This window comes from Kitasatospora sp. NPDC097605, assembly GCF_040302725.1.
In the GTDB taxonomy this organism is placed as follows: Bacteria; Actinomycetota; Actinomycetes; order Streptomycetales; family Streptomycetaceae; genus Kitasatospora.
Genome location: NZ_JBEOSF010000017.1, coordinates 150,440 through 169,851, shown reverse-complemented (window position 1 = coordinate 169,851; position 19,412 = coordinate 150,440). Strand labels below are relative to the sequence as shown.

Genomic DNA, 19,412 nt, shown 5'->3' with positions numbered 1-19,412 from the left:
GGCTGCTCAGACGGCGCAGGAGCCGTCCGCGCAGGCCTCGCCGGCCGGGGCGACCTGCACCGGCGCGGGCCGGCGCTCGCCGATCTCGGTGGCGACCTGCTCCAGCACCCGGCGGAAGGTCCCGGCCTCCTGGCCGCCCTGGACGGCCCACTTGCCCTCGAAGACGAAGGTCGGCACGGCGGTGATGCCCAGCTCGCGGGCCTCGGCCAGCTGCGCGCGGACCTCGGCGGCGCCCTCGTCGCCGGCGAGGTAGGCGCTCACCCGGTCGCGGTCCAGGCCCGCGCCGACGGCGACCTCGGTGAGCGCGGCGCGGTCGCCGACATCCACGCCGTCGGTGAAGTGCGCCTTGAGCAGCGCCTCCTTGAGGCGGCCCTGGGCCTGCGCGCCGTACTCGCTCTCGGCGAGGTGCAGCAGGCGGTGGCCGAGGAAGGTGTTGGCGTGCAGGGCGGCGTCGAAGTCGTAGTCGATGCCCTCGGCGAGGCCCAGCTCGGCCACCCGGGCGTCCATCGCGACGGACTGCGGGCCGTAGCGCTCGGCCAGCCACGCGCGGTGCGGGCCGGCGGTGGCCGGCGCGTCCGGCACCAGCTGGTACGGCCGGTAGACCACCTCGACGTCCTCCTTGCCCGCGAAGCCGTCCAGCGCCTGCTCGAAGCGGCGCTTGCCGATGTAGCACCAGGGGCAGGCGATGTCGGAGTAGATCTCGACCTTCATGACGGGGGCTCCAGGGGTGGGGTCGGGCGGATGTCCGAGGTTGGTGAACGGTGAACCATCTCGGGACATTCCCGGCACGCCCTAGTGTCCGGGCCCGGGCGCTCAGGTCCCGGGCGCTCAGGCCCCGGGCGCTCAGGTCTCGGGCGGGGCGGGGACGACCAGGACGGGGCAGGCCGCGTGGTGGACGACGGCGCTGCTGACCGAGCCCAGCAGCAGCCGGGTGAAGCCGCCGTTGCCCCGGGTGCCGAGCACCAGGGTGTGCTGGCGGGCCGAGGCGGCCAGCAGGACCTCGATCACATTGCCGAGCACCACGTGCAGCGACATCTCGGCCGTGCAGGGGTGCGGGCGGGCCCGCTGGACGGCGGCCACCGAGCGGCGCAGGCCGTCGGCCATCGACTCGACCAGGGTCTCCACGCTCTCCTGGACCAGCTCGGCCATCCCGGGCGGGTAGCCGGCCGGCGCCGGGTTGACGACGGCGAGCACGTAGAGGGGCAGGCCGTGCAGCTCGGCCTCGGTCATCGCCCGGTCCAGCGCCCAGAGCGAACCGTCCGACCCGTCGCACGCCGCGAGCACCCCCGGCGGCCGCCCCGTCGGCGGCCGCCCGAGCACCGAGAGGACGACGGGGACGGACGGATCCGGACTGGTACTGGTCACCACGACCTCCGTGGGTGCGGGGGGATGGGAGCGGCGGGACGGGACCTCGCCATGATCGCCGCCCGGCCCCGCCCCGCCCCCGAGCCGCGCCGAACCCGGCTCCGGCGTCAGGGGAAGCGGGTGGGGGTGAGGGCGGGACGGACGGGGTGCGGGAGGCCGGTCCAGCAGGCGCCGTGGCGGCGCGCCCGGATCCGGCGGAGCCAGAGCTCGGTGGCGACCAGGTCGGCGAGGCCGGCGAGGGCGGCGGGCGGAAGGGGGGCGCCCGGGTCGGTGGCACGGATGAGGGCGGCGCGGACGGCGGGCAGGTCGATCAGGCCGGCCTCCGCGAGCAGGGGCGCGTCGAAGAGCTCGGCCAGGCCGTCGGCGGCGAGCCGCAGGCCGGCGCGGGCGGGGGCGGTGCGGTCGGGGCGGGGCCCCCGGCCCCAGTCCGGCGGCAGGTCGGTGCGCCCGCTGCCGGCCAGGACGGACCGCAGCAGCGCGTGCCGGGCCCCGGGCTGGAGCCGGACGTCGTCCGGGAGCAGCCGGGCGGCGCGCACCACCTGGTTGTCCAGGAAGGGCGCGTGCAGGCGCTGGCCGGGCTGCTCGGCGGCGTGCACCAGCGTGCGGAACCCGCGCGCGTGCCGGTGCAGGGCGTGCCGGGCTCGGTGCGCGCCCGGGTGTTCGCCGGGCGCTGGTTCGCGCGCCGCCAGCCGGAGCCGCAGCGCGACGGCGGAGAGCGCCTCGTCGGACAGCCAGCGGGCGGCCGGCCCCGGGACCACCCAGGCGAGGTCGTCCACCGAGCGGGTGCCCGCGGTGCCGCCGCCGTCGGGGACACGGCGCAGGGTCAGCCGCACGGCCGTGTCGTCGAGCGCCTCCGCCCACCGGCTGCGGGCGAGCCGGTGGGCGGCGCGCAGCACGGTGAGCGGGGTCCGCAGCGCGCCCGCCAGGACGCCGGCCACCGCCCGGTCGGCACCGGCCAGCGCGGCCACCGGGGAGAGGAGTTCACGGGAGCGGCCGGCCCGGACCAGGTCGGCCAGCCGGGCCGGGTGCCCGTCCAGGACGTGCCGGGCGCCGTAACCGGTGAGGTGGTCGGCGCCGCCCGCCTCGAACCGGGCGCCGGCCCAGGCTGCGGTGACCAGTTCCGGCCCGGGCTCGTCGGTGAGCCGCCCGGCGGTCGGGTCGGCGCGCAGGTCCGCGTACGGGAGGGTCTCCGGGGCGGCGGCGAGCACGGTGTGGCGCAGCCGGGCGGTGTCCGGGGCCGGGGCCGGGACCGGGGCCTCGGCCTCGCCGGAGGTGACGGCGGCGACCGGTTCCAGGGCCGTCCGCGGCCGCTCGGCGGTGCGGGCCCAGGAGCCCTTCACCGCCCCGGTCCGCGCGACGGAGGGCCCGGTCGCGGCCGGTTCCGGCCCGGTGGGCGGCGGGCCGGACACGGGCGGCGGGCCGGGCCGGGGCGGCACCGCGGCGGCGAGCAGGGCGACGGTCGCGGACGCCGTCCCGTAGGAGAGGTCGACGCCGAGCCTGGCCCGCCCCGGCGGCCCGGCCGGGCTGGTGCGGACCCGGAAGCGGACCGACTCCAGCAGGGCCCGGGTGAGCTCCCCGACGGCCGCCGCCTCGCCGCGCCCGCGCGCCCCGCCGCCGCCCGGCTCGTCGTACCGGGAGAGGTACGGCCGCCCGTCGCGCAGGCCCAGCGCGTGCCCGGGCGGCACCCGCTGCACGCCGAGGTAGGGGGTGCCGGTGCCGAGCGCCTCCGGTGCCTCGGGGCAGGCGAGCCGGGCGGCGAGGTGGCCGGTGTCCAGCGGCGCGCCGACCAGGTCGGCGAGCGGCAGGGCGGCGGTGGCGTACGCGGTGCCGGCGCCCCAGGGGGTGTGGAAGACCGGCCGGGCACCCGCCAGGTCGGTGAGCAGCACCGTCGAGCGGGTGCCGCTGCGCAGCACCACGGTGTAGCCGCCGGGCCAGGCGGTGAGGTGGCGGACGGCGCCGCCGCGGGCGGCGGCCAGGCCGGCGGCGAGTTCGCCGTCGGTGGCGCCGCAGGGGCCGAGCACGGCGAGCCGCAGGACGGCGGGTCCGGTCCCGGCCGGGTCCGGCGCGGTGGGTCCGGTGGTGACGACGGCGGGGGCGCCGGGCCGGAGGGTGACCAGGCGGATCTCCTCGGGCCGCCAGTCGCCGACCGCCCAGAGCGGGTCGGGTCCGCTCCACAGGAGGCGCGCGGCGATCGGGGCGATCCCGCCGGGCGGCTCGTGCGCCGGCGTGCCCGGTCGGGGCGCGCCCGTGCACCAGCCCGTCAGCCACCGCATCGCGCCTCCACCGCACGAGGACCTGCACCGCGCGGCACGCCCGCCGCCGGGCGGTCCCCCTGGCCGGCCCGTGGCGCGCCGTCAGAAGACATGGTGCCACCGGTCGGGCTTCCGGTGACCGGAGTTGTCGTTTCCGGTACGCCCCGGCAGGGTGCTTCGCCGGACGGCCACGCACGGTGTCGAACACCCGGACGAGCCGCCCCGCCGGGGCGGGCCGGACCTCCCCCTCCTCGGCCCGGACCGCCCTCCACGGCGCCCTGTCATGGCCATCGCGAAATGGCCGAAAGGCGTCGCTCTGCCCGGGAGGGCATCCGCATGCCCTCCCGGACGTCGCCGCCGCCCGCGGGGATGGAGGCGGCGGCGTCCCCCGGCCCGCCGGGTCCTCGACGGCGGGCCGACCCACGACCACCAGCGAATCGCCGACCAGCCGGTCGGGCCAGGGGGCACGGCCGGGCGCACATCGACACGGGACCGGAGCACGGCGCTCCGGCGCTCCGCCCGGACACCCCGGGACGGCCGGATCCGGGTGGTCCGGACCAATCCCGCGGACCGCCCGCCGGCCGGCCCCGGGCGCGCGATCCCGCCATCCGGAATGCGGCCTCTTAACCGTCGGAACGCGTCCGACTACTCTAGGTACAGCAGCTACGGCCCGGCGCCGCCCGGGCCCCGCGCACAAGGCCGCAGGAGGTGCCGCCGCCACCATGACCGTCAGCCCACGAGGACCGAACGAACGGCTCGGCACGCTCCTGACCCTCGCCCAGATCAGCAACGCGGGGCTGGCCCGCCGCGTCAACGACCTCGGCGCCCAACGCGGGTTGACGCTCCGCTACGACAAGACCTCGGTGGCCCGCTGGGTCAGCAAGGGCATGGTGCCGCAGGGCCCCGTCCCGCACCTGATCGCCACCGCGATCGGCGGCAAGCTCGGCCGGCCGGTGCCGCTGGAGGAGATCGGCCTCGGCGACACCGACCCGGCGCCCGAACTCGGCCTCGCCTTCCCGCGCGAGGTCCCCGACGCCGTCCGCTCCGCCACCGACCTCTGGCGGGTCGACCTCGACCTGCGGCGCGGCCCCGGCGGCGGGCGCTGGAGCGACAGCCTGGCCGGCACCTTCTCGGTCGCCGCGTACGCGACCCCGGTCTCCCGCTGGCTGATCACCCCCGCCGACGGCTCGGTGGCCCGCGAGGTACCGCGCTCCCCCGCCGAGGCCGGCTCCTACCGGGTCGGCCACTCGGACGCCGCCAAGCTCCGCGAGGCCGCCCAGGAGGCCCGCCGCTGGGACTCCAAGTACGGTGGCGGGGACTGGCGTTCGTCGATGGTGCCGGAGTGCCTGCGGGTCGAGGCGGCGCCGCTGCTGCTCGCCTCCTACAGCGACGCGGTGGGGCGGGCGCTGTTCGGCGCGACGGCCGAACTCACCCGGCTGGCCGGGTGGATGGCCTTCGACACCGGCCAGCACGAGGCCGCCCAGCGCTACTACATCCAGGCCCTGCGGCTCGCCCGGGCCGCCGCGGACGTCCCGCTCGGCGGCTATGTGCTGGCCTCGATGAGCCTGCAGGCCGGCTACCGGGGCTTCGCCGAGGAGGCCGTCGACCTCGCCCAGGCCGCCCTGGAGCGCAACCGGGGCCTGGCCACCGCCCGGACGATGAGCTTCTTCCACCTGGTCGAGGCCCGGGCCCAGGCCAAGGCCCGGAACGCGGCGGCGTGCGCGACGGCGCTCGGCGCCGCGGAGAGCGCCCTCGAACGGGCGCGCGCCGGGGATCCCGATCCGGCGTGGATCGACTTCTACGCCTACGACCGGCTCGCCGCCGACGCCGCCGAGTGCTTCCGCGACCTCGGAGTGCCCTCCAAGGTCCGCCAGTTCACCCGCGAGGCGCTGGCCCGGCCCACCGAGGGGTTCGTCCGCTCCCACGGCCTGCGGCTGGTGGTCTCCGCGATGGCCGAGGCCGAGGCGGGCAACCTCGACGCGGCGGTCGCGGCCGGCGAGCGCGCCGTCGACGTGGCCGGGCGGATCTCCTCGCAGCGCAGCCGCGAGTACGTGGTGGAGATGCTGCGCCGGCTGGAGCCGTTCCAGGGCGAGCGCCGGGTGCGCGAGCTGACCGAACGGGCCCGCGCGGTGATCGTCGCCCCGGCCTGACCGGTCGCACCCTCGACCGCTCCCCGCCGACGTGGCAGCATCGCGGTCGGACGGGGGCGGTCGGACGAGGCGAGTCGAGGAGTGGCCGTGCGGTACGACGTCGACGTGCTGGTGGTGGGGGGCGGGATCGTCGGGCTCGCCACGGCGTACGCGCTGACCGGGGCCCGGCCCGGGCTGCGGCTCACCGTGCTGGAGAAGGAACCCGGCCTGGCCGCCCACCAGACCGGGCGCAACAGCGGGGTGATCCACAGCGGCGTCTACTACCGGCCCGGGTCGCTCAAGGCCCGGTACGCGGTGGCCGGCGCCGCCGAGATGGTGGCGTTCTGCCGCGCCCACGCCATCCCCCACGAGGTCACCGGGAAGCTGATCGTCGCCACCGGGCCCGCCGAACTGGACCGGCTGCGCACGCTGGCCGAGCGCGGCCGGGCCAACGGCATCCCGGTCACCGAGCTGGACCGCCGGGGCATCGCCGGGTACGAGCCGCAGGTCACCGGCATCGCCGGGCTGCACATCGGGACCACCGGCATCTGCGACTTCCCCGCCGTGGCCGCCGTCTACGCGCGACTGGCCCGCGAGGCCGGGGCGGAGATCCGCACCGGGACCGAGCTGCGGGCGGTCGCCCGGCGGGCCGACGGCGTCACCGTGCAGACCTCGGCGGGCGAGCTGCGCTGCCGGGTGCTGGTGAACTGCGCCGGCCTGCACAGCGACCGGATCGCCCGGCTGGCCGGCGACGACCCCGGGGTGCGGATCGTGCCGTTCCGCGGCGAGTACTACGAACTCGTCAAGGAGCGGCGGGAGTTGGTCCGGGGCCTGGTCTACCCGGTGCCCGACCCGGCGTTCCCGTTCCTGGGCGTCCACCTGACCCGGGGCGTGCACGGGGACGTGCACGTCGGCCCGAACGCGGTACCGGCGCTGGCCCGTGAGGGCTACGACTGGCGCACCGTGCGGGCGCGCGACCTCGCCGGCACCGTCGCCTTCCCCGGCACCTGGCAGATCGCCCGCCGGCACTGGCGCTACGAGGTGGGCGAGCTGCACCGCTCGCTGTCCAAGCGGGCGTTCACCACCGCCGTCCAGCGGCTGCTGCCGGCCGTCACGTCGGCCGACCTGGTCCGGGCCGGGGCGGGCGTGCGTGCCCAGGCGGTGGCCCGGGACGGCGCGCTGCTGGACGACTTCGCCTTCGCCGGCTTCGACCCGGACGACCCGCGCTCCACCCGCCGCCTGGTGCACGTGCTGAACGCGCCCTCCCCGGCGGCGACGGCCTCGCTGCCGATCGGCCGGGAGGTGGCCCGCCGGGCGCTGGCCGCGCTGGAGGCGGGCGGCTGAAGGCCCGCGGAGAACCGGCGGAGAACCGGCCGGAGGGCGGGGACGTGGGGACCGTCACAGGGCCTGCGGCCCGCGCCCGACGGCCCCGTAGACTCGGGTGATTGTGACTGCCACCGCTCCGATCCCCCAGCCCTCGCCCTCCGCCCGGCTCTCCGCGGCGCCCGCCGCGTACCCCGCGCCGATGTACCCGCACAAGGCCACCGAGGCCCAGCACAGCGAGCGGCGCATCCGCAGCTTCCAGCCGCGCCGGGGCCGGATGACCAACGCCCAGGCGGGCGCGCTGGACCGGGGCTGGGAGAAGTACGGCATCGCGATCGACGGCACCCCGCTCGACCTGCCCGCGCTGTTCGACGGCCTGCCGGTCACCCTGGAGATCGGCTTCGGGATGGGCGAGACCACCGCCGCGATGGCCGCCGCCGACCCCGCGACGGGCATCCTGGCCGCCGACGTCCACACCCCCGGCCACGGCAACCTGCTCGGCCTGCTGGAGCGCGACGGCAGCACCAACGTCCGCCCGGCCGCCGGCGACGCCGTGATCCTGCTGCGCGACATGCTGTCCGACGCCTCGCTGGCCGGCCTGCGGGTCTACTTCGCCGACCCGTGGCCCAAGCCCAAGCACCACAAGCGCCGGCTGGTCCAGGCGTCCTTCCTGGAGCTGGTCCTCCCCCGGCTGGCGCCCGGCGCGCTGGTGCACTGCGCCACCGACTGGGAGCCGTACGCCGAGCAGATGCTCGCGGTGCTGTCCGCCTCGCCGGAGCTGGAGAACCTGCACCCCGAGGGCGACGGCACCGGCTGGCTGGAGCCGGCGGACCACCCGGACGGCTCCGTCCCCGGCTACGCGCCGCGGCCCGCCTGGCGCCCGGTCACCAAGTTCGAACGGGCCGGCATCGCCAAGGGCCACGTGGTGCACGACCTGCTGTTCCGCCGCCGCTGAGCCCCCGCCGGGTGTTCGACCCGGCGGGCCTCGACGGACCCGGCGCCCGCCGTCGGGCGGGACCGCGGCGGGGCGTTCGCCCCGACTCCCCCCGGCCGCCGGGCGCTGTGGCCTACCCTGTGGCGCGTGAGCACCCCGTCCGGCGGCGGGTACCACTCCACCGTGCGGGCCGCCGACGACCGAGAGATGCCCACGCCCACCGCCGGCACCCGGACCATCCCGGGGCCACGGAGGCGCCGGGCGCACCGGCTCGTGCCCGCCCTCGCGCGCGGGCCGTCCCGCGCGGAGGCGCCCACCGCCCCGGCCGCCGCCTCCGCCGCCTCCGACTCGCCGGCGGCCGGCGCCGCGGGCCCGCTCCGCTCGGCGGCGTTCTCCGCGCTGACCACGACGGTCGTGCTGACCCTGGTGGGCTGCGGCGTGCTGATCCTCCACCTGGTCCGCCGCCAGACCGGCACCGCCGGGCTGCTGGTCGGCCTCGGACTGGCGACCGTCCCGCTGCCCTTCGTGCTCGGCGGGCTCGCCTGGCTCAACCAGACCGCCCGGGTGCCGCTGCGGTACATCGTCTTCTGCCTCGGCTGGGGCGCCTGCGCCGCCACCACCGTGGCGATCCTCGCCAACGGCTGGACCAGCGGCTACCTGGCCGCCCACCGGGGAAGCCTCGGCGAGGCGCTGAGCGCCGACCTGGTCACCCCGGTGATCGAGGAGAGCGCCAAGGGGGCCGCCCTGCTCGTCCTGCTGCTGCCGCTCGGCCGGCGGCTGCGCTGCGCGGCCCGGCCCGGCGGCCGCCCCCGCCCGGGCGTACCGCACCGGCTGCCCGGCCCCCGGCAACCGCGCGCATACCCACGCCGGCTCGCCCTGCCGCACGCGCGCGGACGGCTGCGGCTGCGCCCCTATCTGCGCCCGCTGCCCCACCCGCTGCCACCCCCGCGCCCCGCCCCGTCCCCGGACCCCGGCGGGCGGACGGCGCTCCCCGGCCACCGGCGGGCCCGGTCCCGGCCGCGCGTCCTGGCCGCCGGGGTGGTGCTCGGCGGGATCACCGCCTGCGGCTTCGCCTTCACCGAGAACGCGCTCTACCTGGGGCGGGCGTTCACCGACGACCAGCAGCAGCGGCTGGACAGCATCGGCCTCGGCGAGCCGCCGAGCCTGCGGGACTTCGACAGCACCGTGCAGACCTTCGTCCTGCGCGGCCTGCTCTCGCCGTTCGCCCACCCGCTGTTCACCGCGCTGACCGGGCTGGGCCTGGCGCTCACCCTCACCACCGGGCGCCGCCGGCTGGCCCGGCTGGCGGCACCGGCCGGGCTGGTCCTGGCGACGGCCCTGCACGGCACCTGGAACGCCGCGGCCGACCTCGGCACGCACGGCTTCCTGCTGGTGTACGCGGTGCTGATGGTGCCGTGCTTCGCGGCGCTGGTCTGCTTCGCCGCCTGGGCCAGGGCGCGGGCCGGGCGGCACCCCGTACGGGGGCCGGCGAGGAGACGGTGAGGAGGCGGTGAGCCGCCGTGGACCGCGCGGGTGCCGAGGGGCGGATGTGGAACCGATTTCCCATTCGGGCGGCTTCCCCGTATGGTGGTGTTCACCGACGCGGGGTGGAGCAGCTCGGTAGCTCGCTGGGCTCATAACCCAGAGGTCGCAGGTTCAAATCCTGTCCCCGCTACTCAGTAGCCGAAGGCCCGGAGGATTCGTCCTCCGGGCCTTCGTCATGTCCGGGCGGCATCGGGACGGCACGGTCCTGCCACGAAGCTGTAACGGCGCGGCGCGTCAAGATCGCTTAAATGAGCTTTCGATCATACTGAGCGGGTAAGTCACCCGTTCGGACGCGCACTGTCGCGCCGGGTTAGGAAACACTCATGCTGTCGAAGCGCCTTGCCGGCACCGCCGCGATCTGTCTGCTGCTCGCGGCCGGCGCCACCGCCTGCGGTGACGACAAGACCTCCGCGACGAAGCTGGACACCGCCAAGCTCAGCGCCGAGGAGATCCAGAAGAAGGCCAAGGACGCGCTCGCCGGCGCCGGCTCGGTCAAGGTCGTCGGCGAGATCGCCGGCGCCGACGCCGACGGGAAGAAGGTCACCCTCGACCTCGTGCTCGACACCCAGGGGCACTGCAAGGGCAACATCGCCATGCCCGGCATGGGCAAGTTCGAGGTCCTGGGCGACGGCAAGCAGGTCTACCTGAAGCCCGACGCCGAGTTCCTGAGCAACGTGGCCGGTGGCGGCGAGGACGGTGCCAAGGCCGCCGAGCTCTTCAAGGGCCGCTACATCTCGGGTGTGCAGGACGACCCCGAGATGAAGGACTTCACCACCCTCTGCAACCTCAAGGACCTCTCCAAGAGCTTCACCGAGGACAACGACGCCAGCAACATCACCAAGGGCTCGGCCGGCACCGTCAACGGCGTGAAGACCTTCAGCGTGAAGTCGAAGGAGAGCGACGGCGGCGAGACCGTCCTGCACGTCGCCACCGAGGGCACCCCGTACCCGGTGCGGATCGAGAAGACCGGCAAGGAGGGCGGCCGGATGGACTTCAGCGAGATCGACAAGGCGGTGACCGTCCAGGCCCCGCCGGCCGACCAGGTCATCGACTACTCGAAGTTCAAGTCCGAGGCGACGACCGCCTGATCCGGCGGAGCGGCCGCGATAAATGCGTTGCCCTCCGCGCAGTGGGCTGCCTATGGTGGCGGCACACTGAAAGGAGGTGATCCTGAATTGAGTTCCATCAGGATGCGTGAGGTGGCTGCTCGCTAGAGCCGCCCCTGCCTGCGCAGGGTGGGACCCCAGGTCCCCGGCAGGCGAAATTCCCAGCAGTCACCCGGCCCGCGGGCTCACCGGTACATCCCCGGTGCCTCGGCGCCCGGCCCCTCGTGGACCGGAGCCGTCGAGGAGCAGCCCGCGGGCCGTCTGCGTTCCCGGAGCCCGGAGGGACCCGTCCGGGAGTGTGCCGACGGGTCCGGCGGGGCATCCCCGCTAGAGTCGGCGCGCGCTCCGCAGGGGTGGGGTGCGGGCACTGGGGGTGGTGGGCGATGGCGACGGCGACGCGGCGGAGCGGCGGGCCGGCGGTGGTGCGGACGGCACAGCGGGCGGCGGCCGGAACGCTGCTGGGCGCGGGGCTGGTGGGGCTGGTGCTGTTCTCGCTGGGACGGCCGCACCCCTGGCAGGCGCTGGGCGGCGGACTGGTGGTGGCCTGCGCGGCGACGCTGGTCGGCGGTGCGCTGGGGTTCCTGTTCGGGGTTCCCCGGGTGCGCGGCGGCGCCGGCGCGGGAGGTGCCGAGGGCGGTGAGGCGCACGGCTCGTACGCGCCGAACACCAATCTGGAGCAGGTCTCGGACTGGCTCACCAAGGTGCTGCTGGGCGTCGGGCTGACCCAGCTCGGCTCGCTCGGCGAGCGGCTCGACCGGCTCGGCGGCACGCTCGCCCCGGCCCTGGGCGGCGGCGAGGGCACCGCGCCGTTCGCGGCCGCGCTGGTGCTCTACTTCCTGCTGCTCGGCTTCCTGGCGGGCTGGCTGCTGACCCGGCTGGCACTGCCGCGGGTGCTCTCCGACGCGGACCGGGCGCTGGACCTCTTCCTGGCCGGGCAGGACCGCGACCGCAAGGGCGACAAGGTGGGCGCGGACGACCTGCGGATGCGGGCGATGCAGCACCTGGGCCTGATCGGCACCAGCGCCGGGAAGGCCGACGACCTGCCGGGCTCGATGCTGCCGGCCGACCCGGCGGCCGGGGCGGAGCGGGTGGTGGCCGAGGTGCGGTCGACGGCCCGGCGGTCGGCGCTGACGGCCTCCCGGGTCCGGGAGCTGTTCGCGGACGGCTCGGAGGGGCGGCGGATCCAGGCGCTGGCCCTGATGCAGGGCGATCCGGCGCTGGCCGACCTCGCGAGCGTGCTGGAGGCGATCGAGCACCCGCGTTCCGGGTTCGAGCAGTACCACGCACTGCTCGCGGCACGCGGGCTGATGTCCCGGCTGCCGGCCGAGGAGGCGCGGCGGCTGCGGGACGCGGTGGCGGGGCGGCTGATGGCGTCGGACGGGATCCCGTACGGCTCGGACCGGAGCTGGCTGGCGGAGAAGATCCTCTCGGGGCTGGAGGCGCCGGTGTTCCTGCCGCAGCAGCAGGGCGGGCCGGAGCCGGCGCAGGTGCCGGCAGCGGCGGCGTCGTCCGAGCGGAACCCCTAGAGGGCGAAGCGGAGCTCGGGCCGGTCCCAGCCGATCGGCGGGCGGGCCGGGAAGGTGCCGACCCGCTCGGCGCCCATCCGCAGGTAGAAGGCCTCGGCGGGCGGGTGGGAGACCACGCGGATGCCGCCGGTGACGCCGAGGGCGCGGGCCCGGTCGAGCAGGTGGGTGATCAGCCGGCGGCCGATGCCGAGGCCCTGCGCCTCGTCGGCGACGAACATGAGGTCGAGGTCGGCGGGGTCGGTGATCAGCGCGTAGAAGCCGAGCAGGCGGTCGTCGTCGGCGCGGACGGCGAGGTGGACCTCGTGCCGGGCCAGGTACTCGGGCGTCACCCGGTAGCCGGCGATCATCGGCGCGTAGGCGCCGCGGTAGGCGGAGCAGTCCTGGATCAGGGCGGTGAGCCGGTCGGCGTCCGAGGCCACGGCCGGCTTGATCAGCGTTTCGGTCATGATCGGTGAGTATAGGGGTGAACTGGCCGAGTGACCATTACCGGTGGCCGACCCGGCGCAGGACCAGCACCCGCCGGGCACGGTCGCCCCGGTCGGCGGGCGGCAGCACCCGGACCTCGCTGGCGATCCGGCGCTCGCCGAGCGCGTGGCGCAGGCCGTCCAGGCGGGTGGTGCGGCGGCCCTCGCCGTCGCACAGCGGGTGGACCCGGACCTCGCCGCCGGGGGCGGTGACCCGGACCAGTTCGGCCAGCGCGGCCAGCTGCCGCTCCGGCCCGAACAGCTCGGGGTAGGCGAAGACCAGGTAGCCGCTCAGGGTGAGGGCGAAGGTGCCGTCCGCGAACGGGAGCCGGGGCAGCGCGGCGGCGACGTAGCACCCGGGGTGGGCGGCGCGGTCGGCCGCGAACAGCCGGCGGGCCCGGTCCCAACCGCGCAGGTAGTGCTCGGGCCGGCGCTGCCGGCGGGCCGGGTAGAGCTCGGGGCGGGCCGCCATCGCGGCGGCCATGGCGGCCCGGGCGGCCAGGGCGCGGGCGGCGATCTCCTCGGGCGGCCGGGCGTACACCGGGTCGGCGGCGACGACCCGGCAGCCGAGCGGGCGGGCCTCGGCGGCCAGCGCGGCGGCGCCGCCGGGGCAGTCGAGCAGCGGGCCCGGCAGGGCGGCGATCCCGGCACGGGTGAGGCCGAAGAGGCCGCAGTACTCGTCCAGCGGGCGGGAGGTGACCAGCGGCGCGGGCGGGGCGCTGGCGGTTCGGTCGGCCATCGCGGCCATCCGACCACGGACGCCGAAGGCCCGCACCCGGGGGCGTCCGGGCGGGCGGACGGGGCCGGGGCGGGCCTGAGCAGGACGTGGACCGGGCGGGGCAGGGGCGGGGCCGGGGCAGGGGCGGGACCGGGGCAGGGGCGGGACCGGGGCCGGGATCAGCCGCCGAGCAGGCCCCGGGCGGCGAAGCGGTTGACGTTGGTCAGACCGCGCACCAGCTGCGGGGTCAGGAAGACGAACAGCATCCCGAGCAGGCAGACCCCGGCGATCTGCAGCGGCGACTCGATGTAGTACTCGTGCCGCACGCCGTCGCTGCCGGTGAAGTCGAAGACCCGGTAGCCCGGCCAGTCGACGTAGCGCGGGAACACCCAGTGGTAGACGGGGTAGAGCGCGAGCGTCCAGCCGACGCAGAGGAAGACCAGCGACACCGCCATGCTGAGGATCGCCCACGGGAGCATCACCACCTGGTACAGCACGGCCTTCCAGCCGGCCGCGTCCGCGAGGCGGGCGGTGATCGCGCCCCAGGTGCCCGGCCGGACGGCGCGGACCGGCGCCGGCGCGGGCACGTCCAGGGCGAGCAGGCCGCGCACCCGGGCGCGCTCCAGCCCGCCGAAGCCGCGGGCGGCGGCGGTCAGCCCGGCCAGCACCGGCAGGCCGAGCACGGTGACGAAGGTGCCGAGGCCGAACGAGAACATCGCGACGGCGACCGCGAAGCCGACGACCGCCACCGGCAGACCGGTCAGCGTGTAGCCGACCTCGCGGTAGAAGTAGGAGGTGAACGGGGCCCGCCAGGCGTACGGCGGTTCCTCGGTGCGGCGGGCCACGGCGGGGCGCTCGCCGCCCTCGCGGCCCTCGTACGCGTCGTACTCGTCGTACTGCATGGTGTGGGTGCTCATGGCCGGTCTCGGTCCCTCGGGTCGCTCGCGGGTCGGGCTCGCGGGGTCTGTCCTGCTGACTCCCACAGCCTGTCAAAGCGCGCCGGGGCGGGACATCCGGCTCCCCGGCGAACCGGGGGTGGGGTTATCCCCCCTGCCCCTGAGCGGCCGGCCGGGGGCCTACGCCGGAGCGTCGTCGGCGAGCAGCGCGTACTGGTAGGCGTCGCGCCAGCCGTCGGGGCGGCGGTAGTCGTGCCGGACCCGGCCCTCCAGGCGGAAGCCCGCCCTGGTCAGCACCCGGATCGAGGCGGCGTTGTCGACGTCCACCCGGGCCTCCAGCCGGTGCAGGCCGAGCGGGCCGAAGGCGAGGTCGCGCAGCAGCCCGACGAGCTCGCCCGCGTAGCCGAGCCCCCAGACGTCGCGGCGCAGGGCGTAGCCGAGGTGGGCGGCCCGGTGGTGGACGAGGCCGAGCGCGGCGTTGCCGATCGGGACGGCGTAGGCCGGGTCGTCGGCGTCGGCGAGCCGGGTGACGGCCAGCCGGTAGACCGTCCGCTCCTCCTTCTCCGCCTCCTCCACGAACTGGGCGACCTGGTCGGCGCAGGTCTCGTGGTCGCGCGGTGCGAAGGGGAGGTAGCGGGTGGCCTCCGGGTCGCCGAACACCGCGTGCAGCGCGTCCACGTCCTCGGGGGTGAGGTGGAACTCGCGGACGGCCAGCCGGGGCCCGGTGAGTCGGACGGGAACCATGGCTCCCGACCCTACCCCCGACCAGCGGTTACGGTTCGTGGTTATGGAAGACGAAGACCTGCGGCTCGCCCCGCGCACCAAGGCCGCCGAACTGCTCGCCTGGGCGGAGGCGGAGGGCCGCGAGCCGGTCGCCGGGGCCCCGCTGCGGGCGGTGCTGGCGCTGCTGGAGCTGGGCGGCGGCAGGATGCACGACGGCTGGCCCGAACTGACCTCCGCCGCGGTGGAGCACCTGCTGTACGAGCGCCTGTACCTGTACGTCCAGCCGGAGCCGGGGCAGGACCCGCTGGCGTACGGCGCGGCGGTGCGGCTGCTGGTCGACCACCAGCGGGCGGCGAAGCGGCTGAACGCCAAGCGGCAGGAGCGGCTGCACGCCGAGGCCGAGTGGCAGGGCGAGGTGGCGGCCGGGCTGCTGCGCCGGGCGGACCTGGTGACCTGGCCCCGGCTGTACACCCTGCTGCTGCGCGCGGCCGGGGTGGACACCGGTGACGAGGCGGCGGTGCGGGCCTGGCTGGCGGGGTTCCGGGAGCTGCCGGCGCAGGAGCGGGCGGCGGCGTGCACGGCGCTGGAGGCGGACGGCGTGCTGGACCCGGTGGATGACGGGGGCTGGGAGGGCGGGGCCCGGACGCTGGCGGTCGGGATGGCCACCGACGGCGCGCGGCGGCTGCTGGAGCAGGGGCTGATGGAGCGCAGCTACCGGAACCTGGCGGAGCTGACGGCGCTGGGCCGCCCGATGCCGGACGAGCTGGCCGGGGACTTCGGGGCGTTCGAGGAGGCCGCGGAGCGGGCGGCGCTGGAGCTGGCCGGCGGGTGGACGGTGCCGGGGCTGCCGCGGCTGCTGGTGGAGGAGTTCCCGGAGCTGGCGCCGGAGCCGGGGCAGGCGGAGATCGACGCCTACCTGGCGGGGCTGGAGCCGGCCGGGGACGAGGCCTAGGAGATGCGCGAGGGGCCCCGGCCGGTCGGCCGGGGCCCCTCGTCGTGGGACGGGAGGCGTCAGGGGGTGACGCCGCGCTGCTCGAACCAGCTCTCCGGGTCGACGGGGGCGCCGCCGCCGGGGCGGACCTCGACGTGCAGGTGGGCGCCGGTGACGTTGCCGGTCGCGCCGACCTTGCCGATCTGCTGGCCGGGGACGACCTTGCCGGAGCCCTTGATGATCGAGGAGAGGTGGCAGTACCAGATCTCGGTGCCGTCGGGCAGGGTCTCGACGATCCGGTAGCCGTAGGCGCCGGCCCAGCCGGCCGAGGTGATGGTGCCCTGGCCGACCGCGTAGACGGGCTCGCCCTGGTCGGCGGCGAAGTCCAGGCCGGTGTGCAGGTGGGCCCAGTAGCGGGCGCTCTGGCCGTAGTGGGCGGAGAGCCGGTAGTCGCGCACCGGCAGCTTGATCGCGGCGAGCTTGGCCTTCTCGGCCTCCTCGGCGGCGCGCTTGGCCTGCTCCTGCTGGGCGATCTGGGCGGCGCGCTTGGCCTCGGCCTCCTGGGCGGCCTGGACGCGGGCGGTCTCCTCGGCCGCGGTGCGCTGGCTGTCGGCCTGCTGCTGGATGCGGGCGGCGAGGGCCAGGCCGGGGTCGGCGGAGAGCGCGACCGGCAGCTCGTCGGGCACCTCGACGGCGGGCGCGGCGGCCGGGGTGGCGGAGGCGAAGCCGGTGGCGCCCAGGGTGGCCGCCACGGCGGTGACGCCGAGCAGCGGAGCGGTGCCGCGGCCCTGACGGGGCATCCGGTGCCGGCTGGTCTCGGCGGCCGGCGGGGCGGTCTCGTCGGCCGGGCCGGCGAACGGGCCCTGCCCGGTGAACGGGCCCGGGTGGTCCAGCAGCTGGGTGCCGGAGCCGGACGGATGTGCCGGGGTGTGCGTCGACGCCACGGAGGCGCGCTCCTTTCCTTCCTTCGCGCCTACCGGGTTAGCTGACGGGTTCGGAGCAGGAAGGTCTCCTACGGCTGGGCCTGGGCCCGGCCGATTCACCCCAAGGAACGTGGTTCCCCGGCTCCCTGGCCTGCCCGGAGGCCGGCCGGCGGGATTAGGCGACGGCGCACGGTGCCGTCTGGGTACGGCGTTGCGGACCGCGCTGCGTTATCAAACGTTAATCCGAGAGCCCCCCGATTCCAAGCCATCCGTTGCTGACGGCGGGATCCGGATCGGGCACCACGCAACCCGATGGGCGATTTGGGACGTTTGATGACAACTGACACTACCGAACGTGTCGGGACGTCAACGAACGGCCCCTCACTTGAGTACCCCTACTCATGTGCGGCCGGGCCGGGCGCGGCCATCCTGGCGCCATGAGCGCACCGATGCAGTCCCGCACCACGGCCGCGTACCACATCCAGGCCGTGCTGTCCTTCGCCCTCTCCGGCACCGCCCTCGGCGCCGGGATCGCCTTCCTCCCGGTGGAGCCGTGGACCCGGGCGTTCCTCGCCCTCGGCCTGCTCTACACGATCACCTCGACGTTCACCCTCTCCAAGGTGGTCCGGGACCGGCAGGAGACCACCGAGCTGGTGACCCGGGTCGACCAGGCGCGGCTGGACAAGCTGCTGACCGAGCACGACCCGTTCAAGGTGGAGGGAGTCTGACCGGCCTCCGCCGGCGGGGCCGGTCGCATTCAGCGTCGATAGCTTGACGGCTAAGGCTATTAGCCTTAGCTTTATGGCTATCGGCGCTCGGCCGCGATCCCGCCCAGGAGGCTCCCCATGAACGGCACCCTTGCTCCCGTCACCCGCCACCTCGACCTGCCCGGCGGCCGGATCGCGTTCGACGACACCGGGCACGGCGAGGGCGCCCCGGTGGTGCTGCTCCCCGGGATGCTGGACAGCCGGGCGGCCTACCGGCACCTGCGCCCGCTGCTGACCGCCGCCGGCCGCCGGGTGATCACCATGGACCTGCGCGGCTTCGGCGAGTCCTCGGTCGTCTGGGACGACTACTCCCCCGCCGCGATCGCCGGTGACGTCCTCGCCCTGCTGGACCACCTGGGCATCGACCGGGCCGTGCTGGCGGGCAACTCGTACACCGGCGCCAGCGTCGTGCGGGCCGCCGGGGACGCCCCCGGCCGGGTCGCCGGCATCGTCCTGCTGGACGCCTTCGTCGAGAACGTGCCGCCGGGCGCGCTGCAGCGCCTGGCGCTCGGCGCGATGGGCGCGCTGCTGGTGCACTCGCCCGCGTTCTGGGGCCTCTACCACCGGAGGATGGCCTACCCCGGCCCCAAGCCGGCCGACCACGAGGAGTACGTGGCCGGGCTGGTCGCCGCGATGCGCGTCCCGGGCCGGAAGACCGCCACCCGCGGCTATGTGCGCGGCGACTCGGCGCCCACCGGCTGGACGGCCGCGGTGCGCTGCCCGGCGCTGGTCGTGATGGGCTCGAAGGACCCCGACTTCGGGAAGCCGGAGCTGGTCGCCGACCGGCAGGCCGCCGCGCTGAACGCCCGCAAGGTCATGATCGAGGGGGCCGGCCACTACCCGATGGCCGACCACCCCCGGGCCACCGCCGACGCCCTGCTGGCCTTCCTCGCCGACCTGGCCTGAGCACCGGCACCACCCCCACCCCCACCCCCGGACCCAGGAGAACCGCAGTGCCCCGAGTCGGACTGACCCCCGAGCAGGTCGTCGGCCACGCCCTCGCCCTCATCGACGAGCAGGGCCCCGAGGCCCTCACCCTGGCCGCCGTGGCCGCCCGCGCCGGGGTCGCCACCCCCTCGCTGTACAAGCACGTCAGCGGCGGCCTGGCCGAACTGCGCCGGCTGGTGGCCGTCCGGGTGACCGGGGAGCTGGCCGACCGGCTCGCCGAGGCGGCGCTCGGCCGGGGCGGGGACGCGGCGGTGGCCGCCGTGCTGCGGGCGTACCACGCGTACGCCACCGAGCACCCGCACCGTTACGGCGCCCTGCCGCAGGCGCCGCAGCCGGACGCCGACCTGGCCGCGGCGGCCGCCCGGCTGGTCGGGGTGATCGTCGCGGTGCTGCGCGAGTACGGGCTGGAGGGGTCCGAGGCGATCCACGCCGCCCGGACCTTCCGCTCGCTGGCCCACGGCTTCGCCGCGCTGTCGACCGGCGGCGCCTTCCAGCTCGCCGAGGACCTCGGCGAGACCCAGGAGCGCATGATCACCGTGCTGACCGCCGGACTGCGCGGCTGGCCCCGCCCCTGAGCGGCGGAAGCGGCGGGAGCGGAGAACGCCGAAGGGCCCGGAGCGACGCTCCGGGCCCTTCGCGGTGGTGTGGGGCTAACAGGACTTGAACCTGTGGCCTCTTCCTTATCAGGGAAGCGCTCTAACCGTCTGAGCTATAGCCCCGTACCGCACGACCCCGCCTGCGCGGCGGGACGTCGTACGGAGAAGGGTACCGGACCCGGCGGGGCCGCTCGCACACCGGGGAAACCGGGGGCCCCGGGACCCGCCGTTCGCCCCACGCCTCACCCGCTTAAGAAATAAGGTAT

18 protein-coding genes, 2 tRNA genes and 1 riboswitch are annotated in these 19,412 nt (G+C 76.3%); of the genes, 11 read left to right on the top strand and 9 right to left on the bottom strand.

Features of this window, described 5'->3' with window-relative positions; all coding sequences use genetic code 11:
* Nucleotides 1-6: 6 nt before the first annotated feature.
* The 3 genes from ABTX81_RS20945 to ABTX81_RS20935 form a co-directional block, all read right to left on the bottom strand.
* Nucleotides 7-711 (bottom strand): DsbA family oxidoreductase, encoded by a 705-nt coding sequence (locus tag ABTX81_RS20945; RefSeq protein WP_350547834.1) that lies wholly within the window; start codon nt 709-711, stop codon nt 7-9.
* Nucleotides 712-843: 132 nt separating this feature from the next.
* Nucleotides 844-1,365 (bottom strand): universal stress protein, encoded by a 522-nt coding sequence (locus ABTX81_RS20940; protein WP_350547832.1) that lies wholly within the window; start codon nt 1,363-1,365, stop codon nt 844-846.
* 107 nt (nt 1,366-1,472) lie between these two features.
* Entirely contained in the window at nt 1,473-3,638 is a 2,166-nt protein-coding gene (locus tag ABTX81_RS20935) for an asparagine synthase-related protein (protein WP_350547830.1), read from the bottom strand.
* Between the two features lie 701 nt (nt 3,639-4,339).
* Between ABTX81_RS20935 and ABTX81_RS20930 the strand changes: the two genes are divergently transcribed.
* The 7 genes from ABTX81_RS20930 to ABTX81_RS20900 all read left to right on the top strand — a co-directional run bounded on the left by ABTX81_RS20930 (nt 4,340) and on the right by ABTX81_RS20900 (nt 12,180).
* A complete protein-coding gene (locus ABTX81_RS20930) occupies nt 4,340-5,767 on the top strand; it encodes an NsdA family TPR-like regulatory protein (RefSeq protein WP_350547828.1) in 1,428 nt (475 codons plus the stop codon).
* An 87-nt stretch (nt 5,768-5,854) separates the two neighbouring features.
* The gene (lhgD, locus tag ABTX81_RS20925; protein WP_350547826.1) at nt 5,855-7,090 is read left to right on the top strand and encodes an L-2-hydroxyglutarate dehydrogenase; all 1,236 of its coding nucleotides are present in this window, start codon (nt 5,855-5,857) and stop codon (nt 7,088-7,090) included.
* Nucleotides 7,091-7,193: 103 nt separating this feature from the next.
* Nucleotides 7,194-8,024 carry a tRNA (guanosine(46)-N7)-methyltransferase TrmB gene (gene trmB, locus ABTX81_RS20920; RefSeq protein WP_350547824.1) on the top strand — a complete coding sequence of 277 codons (831 nt, stop codon included), beginning with the start codon at nt 7,194-7,196 and terminating at the stop codon, nt 8,022-8,024.
* A 126-nt stretch (nt 8,025-8,150) separates the two neighbouring features.
* A complete protein-coding gene (locus ABTX81_RS20915; protein ID WP_350547822.1) occupies nt 8,151-9,506 on the top strand; it encodes a PrsW family intramembrane metalloprotease in 1,356 nt (451 codons plus the stop codon).
* A gap of 98 nt (nt 9,507-9,604) precedes the next feature.
* Nucleotides 9,605-9,678 (top strand) — tRNA-Met (locus tag ABTX81_RS20910).
* Between the two features lie 193 nt (nt 9,679-9,871).
* The gene (locus tag ABTX81_RS20905) at nt 9,872-10,636 is read left to right on the top strand and encodes a hypothetical protein (RefSeq protein ID WP_350547820.1); all 765 of its coding nucleotides are present in this window, start codon (nt 9,872-9,874) and stop codon (nt 10,634-10,636) included.
* Nucleotides 10,637-11,037: 401 nt separating this feature from the next.
* Nucleotides 11,038-12,180 carry a hypothetical protein gene (locus tag ABTX81_RS20900; protein ID WP_350547818.1) on the top strand — a complete coding sequence of 381 codons (1,143 nt, stop codon included), beginning with the start codon at nt 11,038-11,040 and terminating at the stop codon, nt 12,178-12,180.
* On the opposite strand, the gene ABTX81_RS20895 is transcribed toward ABTX81_RS20900, so the two are convergent.
* From ABTX81_RS20895 to ABTX81_RS20880, 4 genes are all read right to left on the bottom strand, one after another.
* Complete coding sequence (locus ABTX81_RS20895; RefSeq protein WP_350547816.1) at nt 12,177-12,626, bottom strand: GNAT family N-acetyltransferase; 450 nt, start codon at nt 12,624-12,626, stop codon at nt 12,177-12,179. The genes ABTX81_RS20900 and ABTX81_RS20895 overlap by 4 nt on opposite strands.
* A 37-nt stretch (nt 12,627-12,663) precedes the next feature.
* Nucleotides 12,664-13,383 (bottom strand): malonyl-ACP O-methyltransferase BioC, encoded by a 720-nt coding sequence (locus ABTX81_RS20890; protein ID WP_350547814.1) that lies wholly within the window; start codon nt 13,381-13,383, stop codon nt 12,664-12,666.
* 158 nt (nt 13,384-13,541) lie between these two features.
* Complete coding sequence (locus ABTX81_RS20885; protein ID WP_350547812.1) at nt 13,542-14,279, bottom strand: sensor domain-containing protein; 738 nt, start codon at nt 14,277-14,279, stop codon at nt 13,542-13,544.
* Nucleotides 14,280-14,438: 159 nt separating this feature from the next.
* Nucleotides 14,439-15,002 (bottom strand): GNAT family N-acetyltransferase, encoded by a 564-nt coding sequence (locus tag ABTX81_RS20880; RefSeq protein ID WP_350547810.1) that lies wholly within the window; start codon nt 15,000-15,002, stop codon nt 14,439-14,441.
* 43 nt (nt 15,003-15,045) lie between these two features.
* On the opposite strand from ABTX81_RS20880, the gene ABTX81_RS20875 reads away from it, so the two are divergent.
* A complete protein-coding gene (locus ABTX81_RS20875; protein ID WP_350547808.1) occupies nt 15,046-15,933 on the top strand; it encodes a hypothetical protein in 888 nt (295 codons plus the stop codon).
* Between the two features lie 59 nt (nt 15,934-15,992).
* On the opposite strand, the gene ABTX81_RS20870 is transcribed toward ABTX81_RS20875, so the two are convergent.
* The gene (locus ABTX81_RS20870) at nt 15,993-16,856 is read right to left on the bottom strand and encodes a M23 family metallopeptidase (protein ID WP_350547806.1); all 864 of its coding nucleotides are present in this window, start codon (nt 16,854-16,856) and stop codon (nt 15,993-15,995) included.
* A 12-nt stretch (nt 16,857-16,868) separates the two neighbouring features.
* Nucleotides 16,869-17,027: riboswitch (cyclic di-AMP (ydaO/yuaA leader) on the bottom strand.
* Between the two features lie 245 nt (nt 17,028-17,272).
* Here ABTX81_RS20870 and ABTX81_RS20865 point away from each other — a divergent pair.
* From ABTX81_RS20865 to ABTX81_RS20855, 3 genes are all read left to right on the top strand, one after another.
* On the top strand, nt 17,273-17,563 hold the full coding sequence (locus ABTX81_RS20865; RefSeq protein WP_350547805.1) for a YiaA/YiaB family inner membrane protein: 291 nt from the start codon (nt 17,273-17,275) through the stop codon (nt 17,561-17,563).
* A gap of 117 nt (nt 17,564-17,680) precedes the next feature.
* The gene (locus ABTX81_RS20860; protein WP_350547803.1) at nt 17,681-18,508 is read left to right on the top strand and encodes an alpha/beta fold hydrolase; all 828 of its coding nucleotides are present in this window, start codon (nt 17,681-17,683) and stop codon (nt 18,506-18,508) included.
* 47 nt (nt 18,509-18,555) lie between these two features.
* On the top strand, nt 18,556-19,125 hold the full coding sequence (locus ABTX81_RS20855) for a TetR/AcrR family transcriptional regulator (RefSeq protein WP_350547801.1): 570 nt from the start codon (nt 18,556-18,558) through the stop codon (nt 19,123-19,125).
* Between the two features lie 70 nt (nt 19,126-19,195).
* On the opposite strand, the gene ABTX81_RS20850 is transcribed toward ABTX81_RS20855, so the two are convergent.
* A tRNA-Ile gene (locus tag ABTX81_RS20850) sits at nt 19,196-19,269 on the bottom strand.
* Between the last annotated feature and the right edge of the window lie 143 nt (nt 19,270-19,412).

Bases quoted from the DNA above. Each gene is read 5' to 3' on its own strand.
- ABTX81_RS20875 (WP_350547808.1), top strand. From the start codon at position 15,046: ATGGAAGACGAAGACCTGCGGCTCGCCCCGCGCACCAAGGCCGCCGAA.
- ABTX81_RS20885 (WP_350547812.1), bottom strand. From the start codon at position 14,279: ATGAGCACCCACACCATGCAGTACGACGAGTACGACGCGTACGAGGGC.
- ABTX81_RS20900 (WP_350547818.1), top strand. From the start codon at position 11,038: ATGGCGACGGCGACGCGGCGGAGCGGCGGGCCGGCGGTGGTGCGGACG.
- ABTX81_RS20945 (WP_350547834.1), bottom strand. From the start codon at position 711: ATGAAGGTCGAGATCTACTCCGACATCGCCTGCCCCTGGTGCTACATC.
- ABTX81_RS20930 (WP_350547828.1), top strand. From the start codon at position 4,340: ATGACCGTCAGCCCACGAGGACCGAACGAACGGCTCGGCACGCTCCTG.
- ABTX81_RS20895 (WP_350547816.1), bottom strand. From the start codon at position 12,626: ATGACCGAAACGCTGATCAAGCCGGCCGTGGCCTCGGACGCCGACCGG.
- ABTX81_RS20860 (WP_350547803.1), top strand. From the start codon at position 17,681: ATGAACGGCACCCTTGCTCCCGTCACCCGCCACCTCGACCTGCCCGGC.
- ABTX81_RS20880 (WP_350547810.1), bottom strand. From the start codon at position 15,002: ATGGTTCCCGTCCGACTCACCGGGCCCCGGCTGGCCGTCCGCGAGTTC.
- ABTX81_RS20890 (WP_350547814.1), bottom strand. From the start codon at position 13,383: ATGGCCGACCGAACCGCCAGCGCCCCGCCCGCGCCGCTGGTCACCTCC.
- ABTX81_RS20935 (WP_350547830.1), bottom strand. From the start codon at position 3,638: ATGCGGTGGCTGACGGGCTGGTGCACGGGCGCGCCCCGACCGGGCACG.
- ABTX81_RS20905 (WP_350547820.1), top strand. From the start codon at position 9,872: ATGCTGTCGAAGCGCCTTGCCGGCACCGCCGCGATCTGTCTGCTGCTC.
- ABTX81_RS20865 (WP_350547805.1), top strand. From the start codon at position 17,273: ATGAGCGCACCGATGCAGTCCCGCACCACGGCCGCGTACCACATCCAG.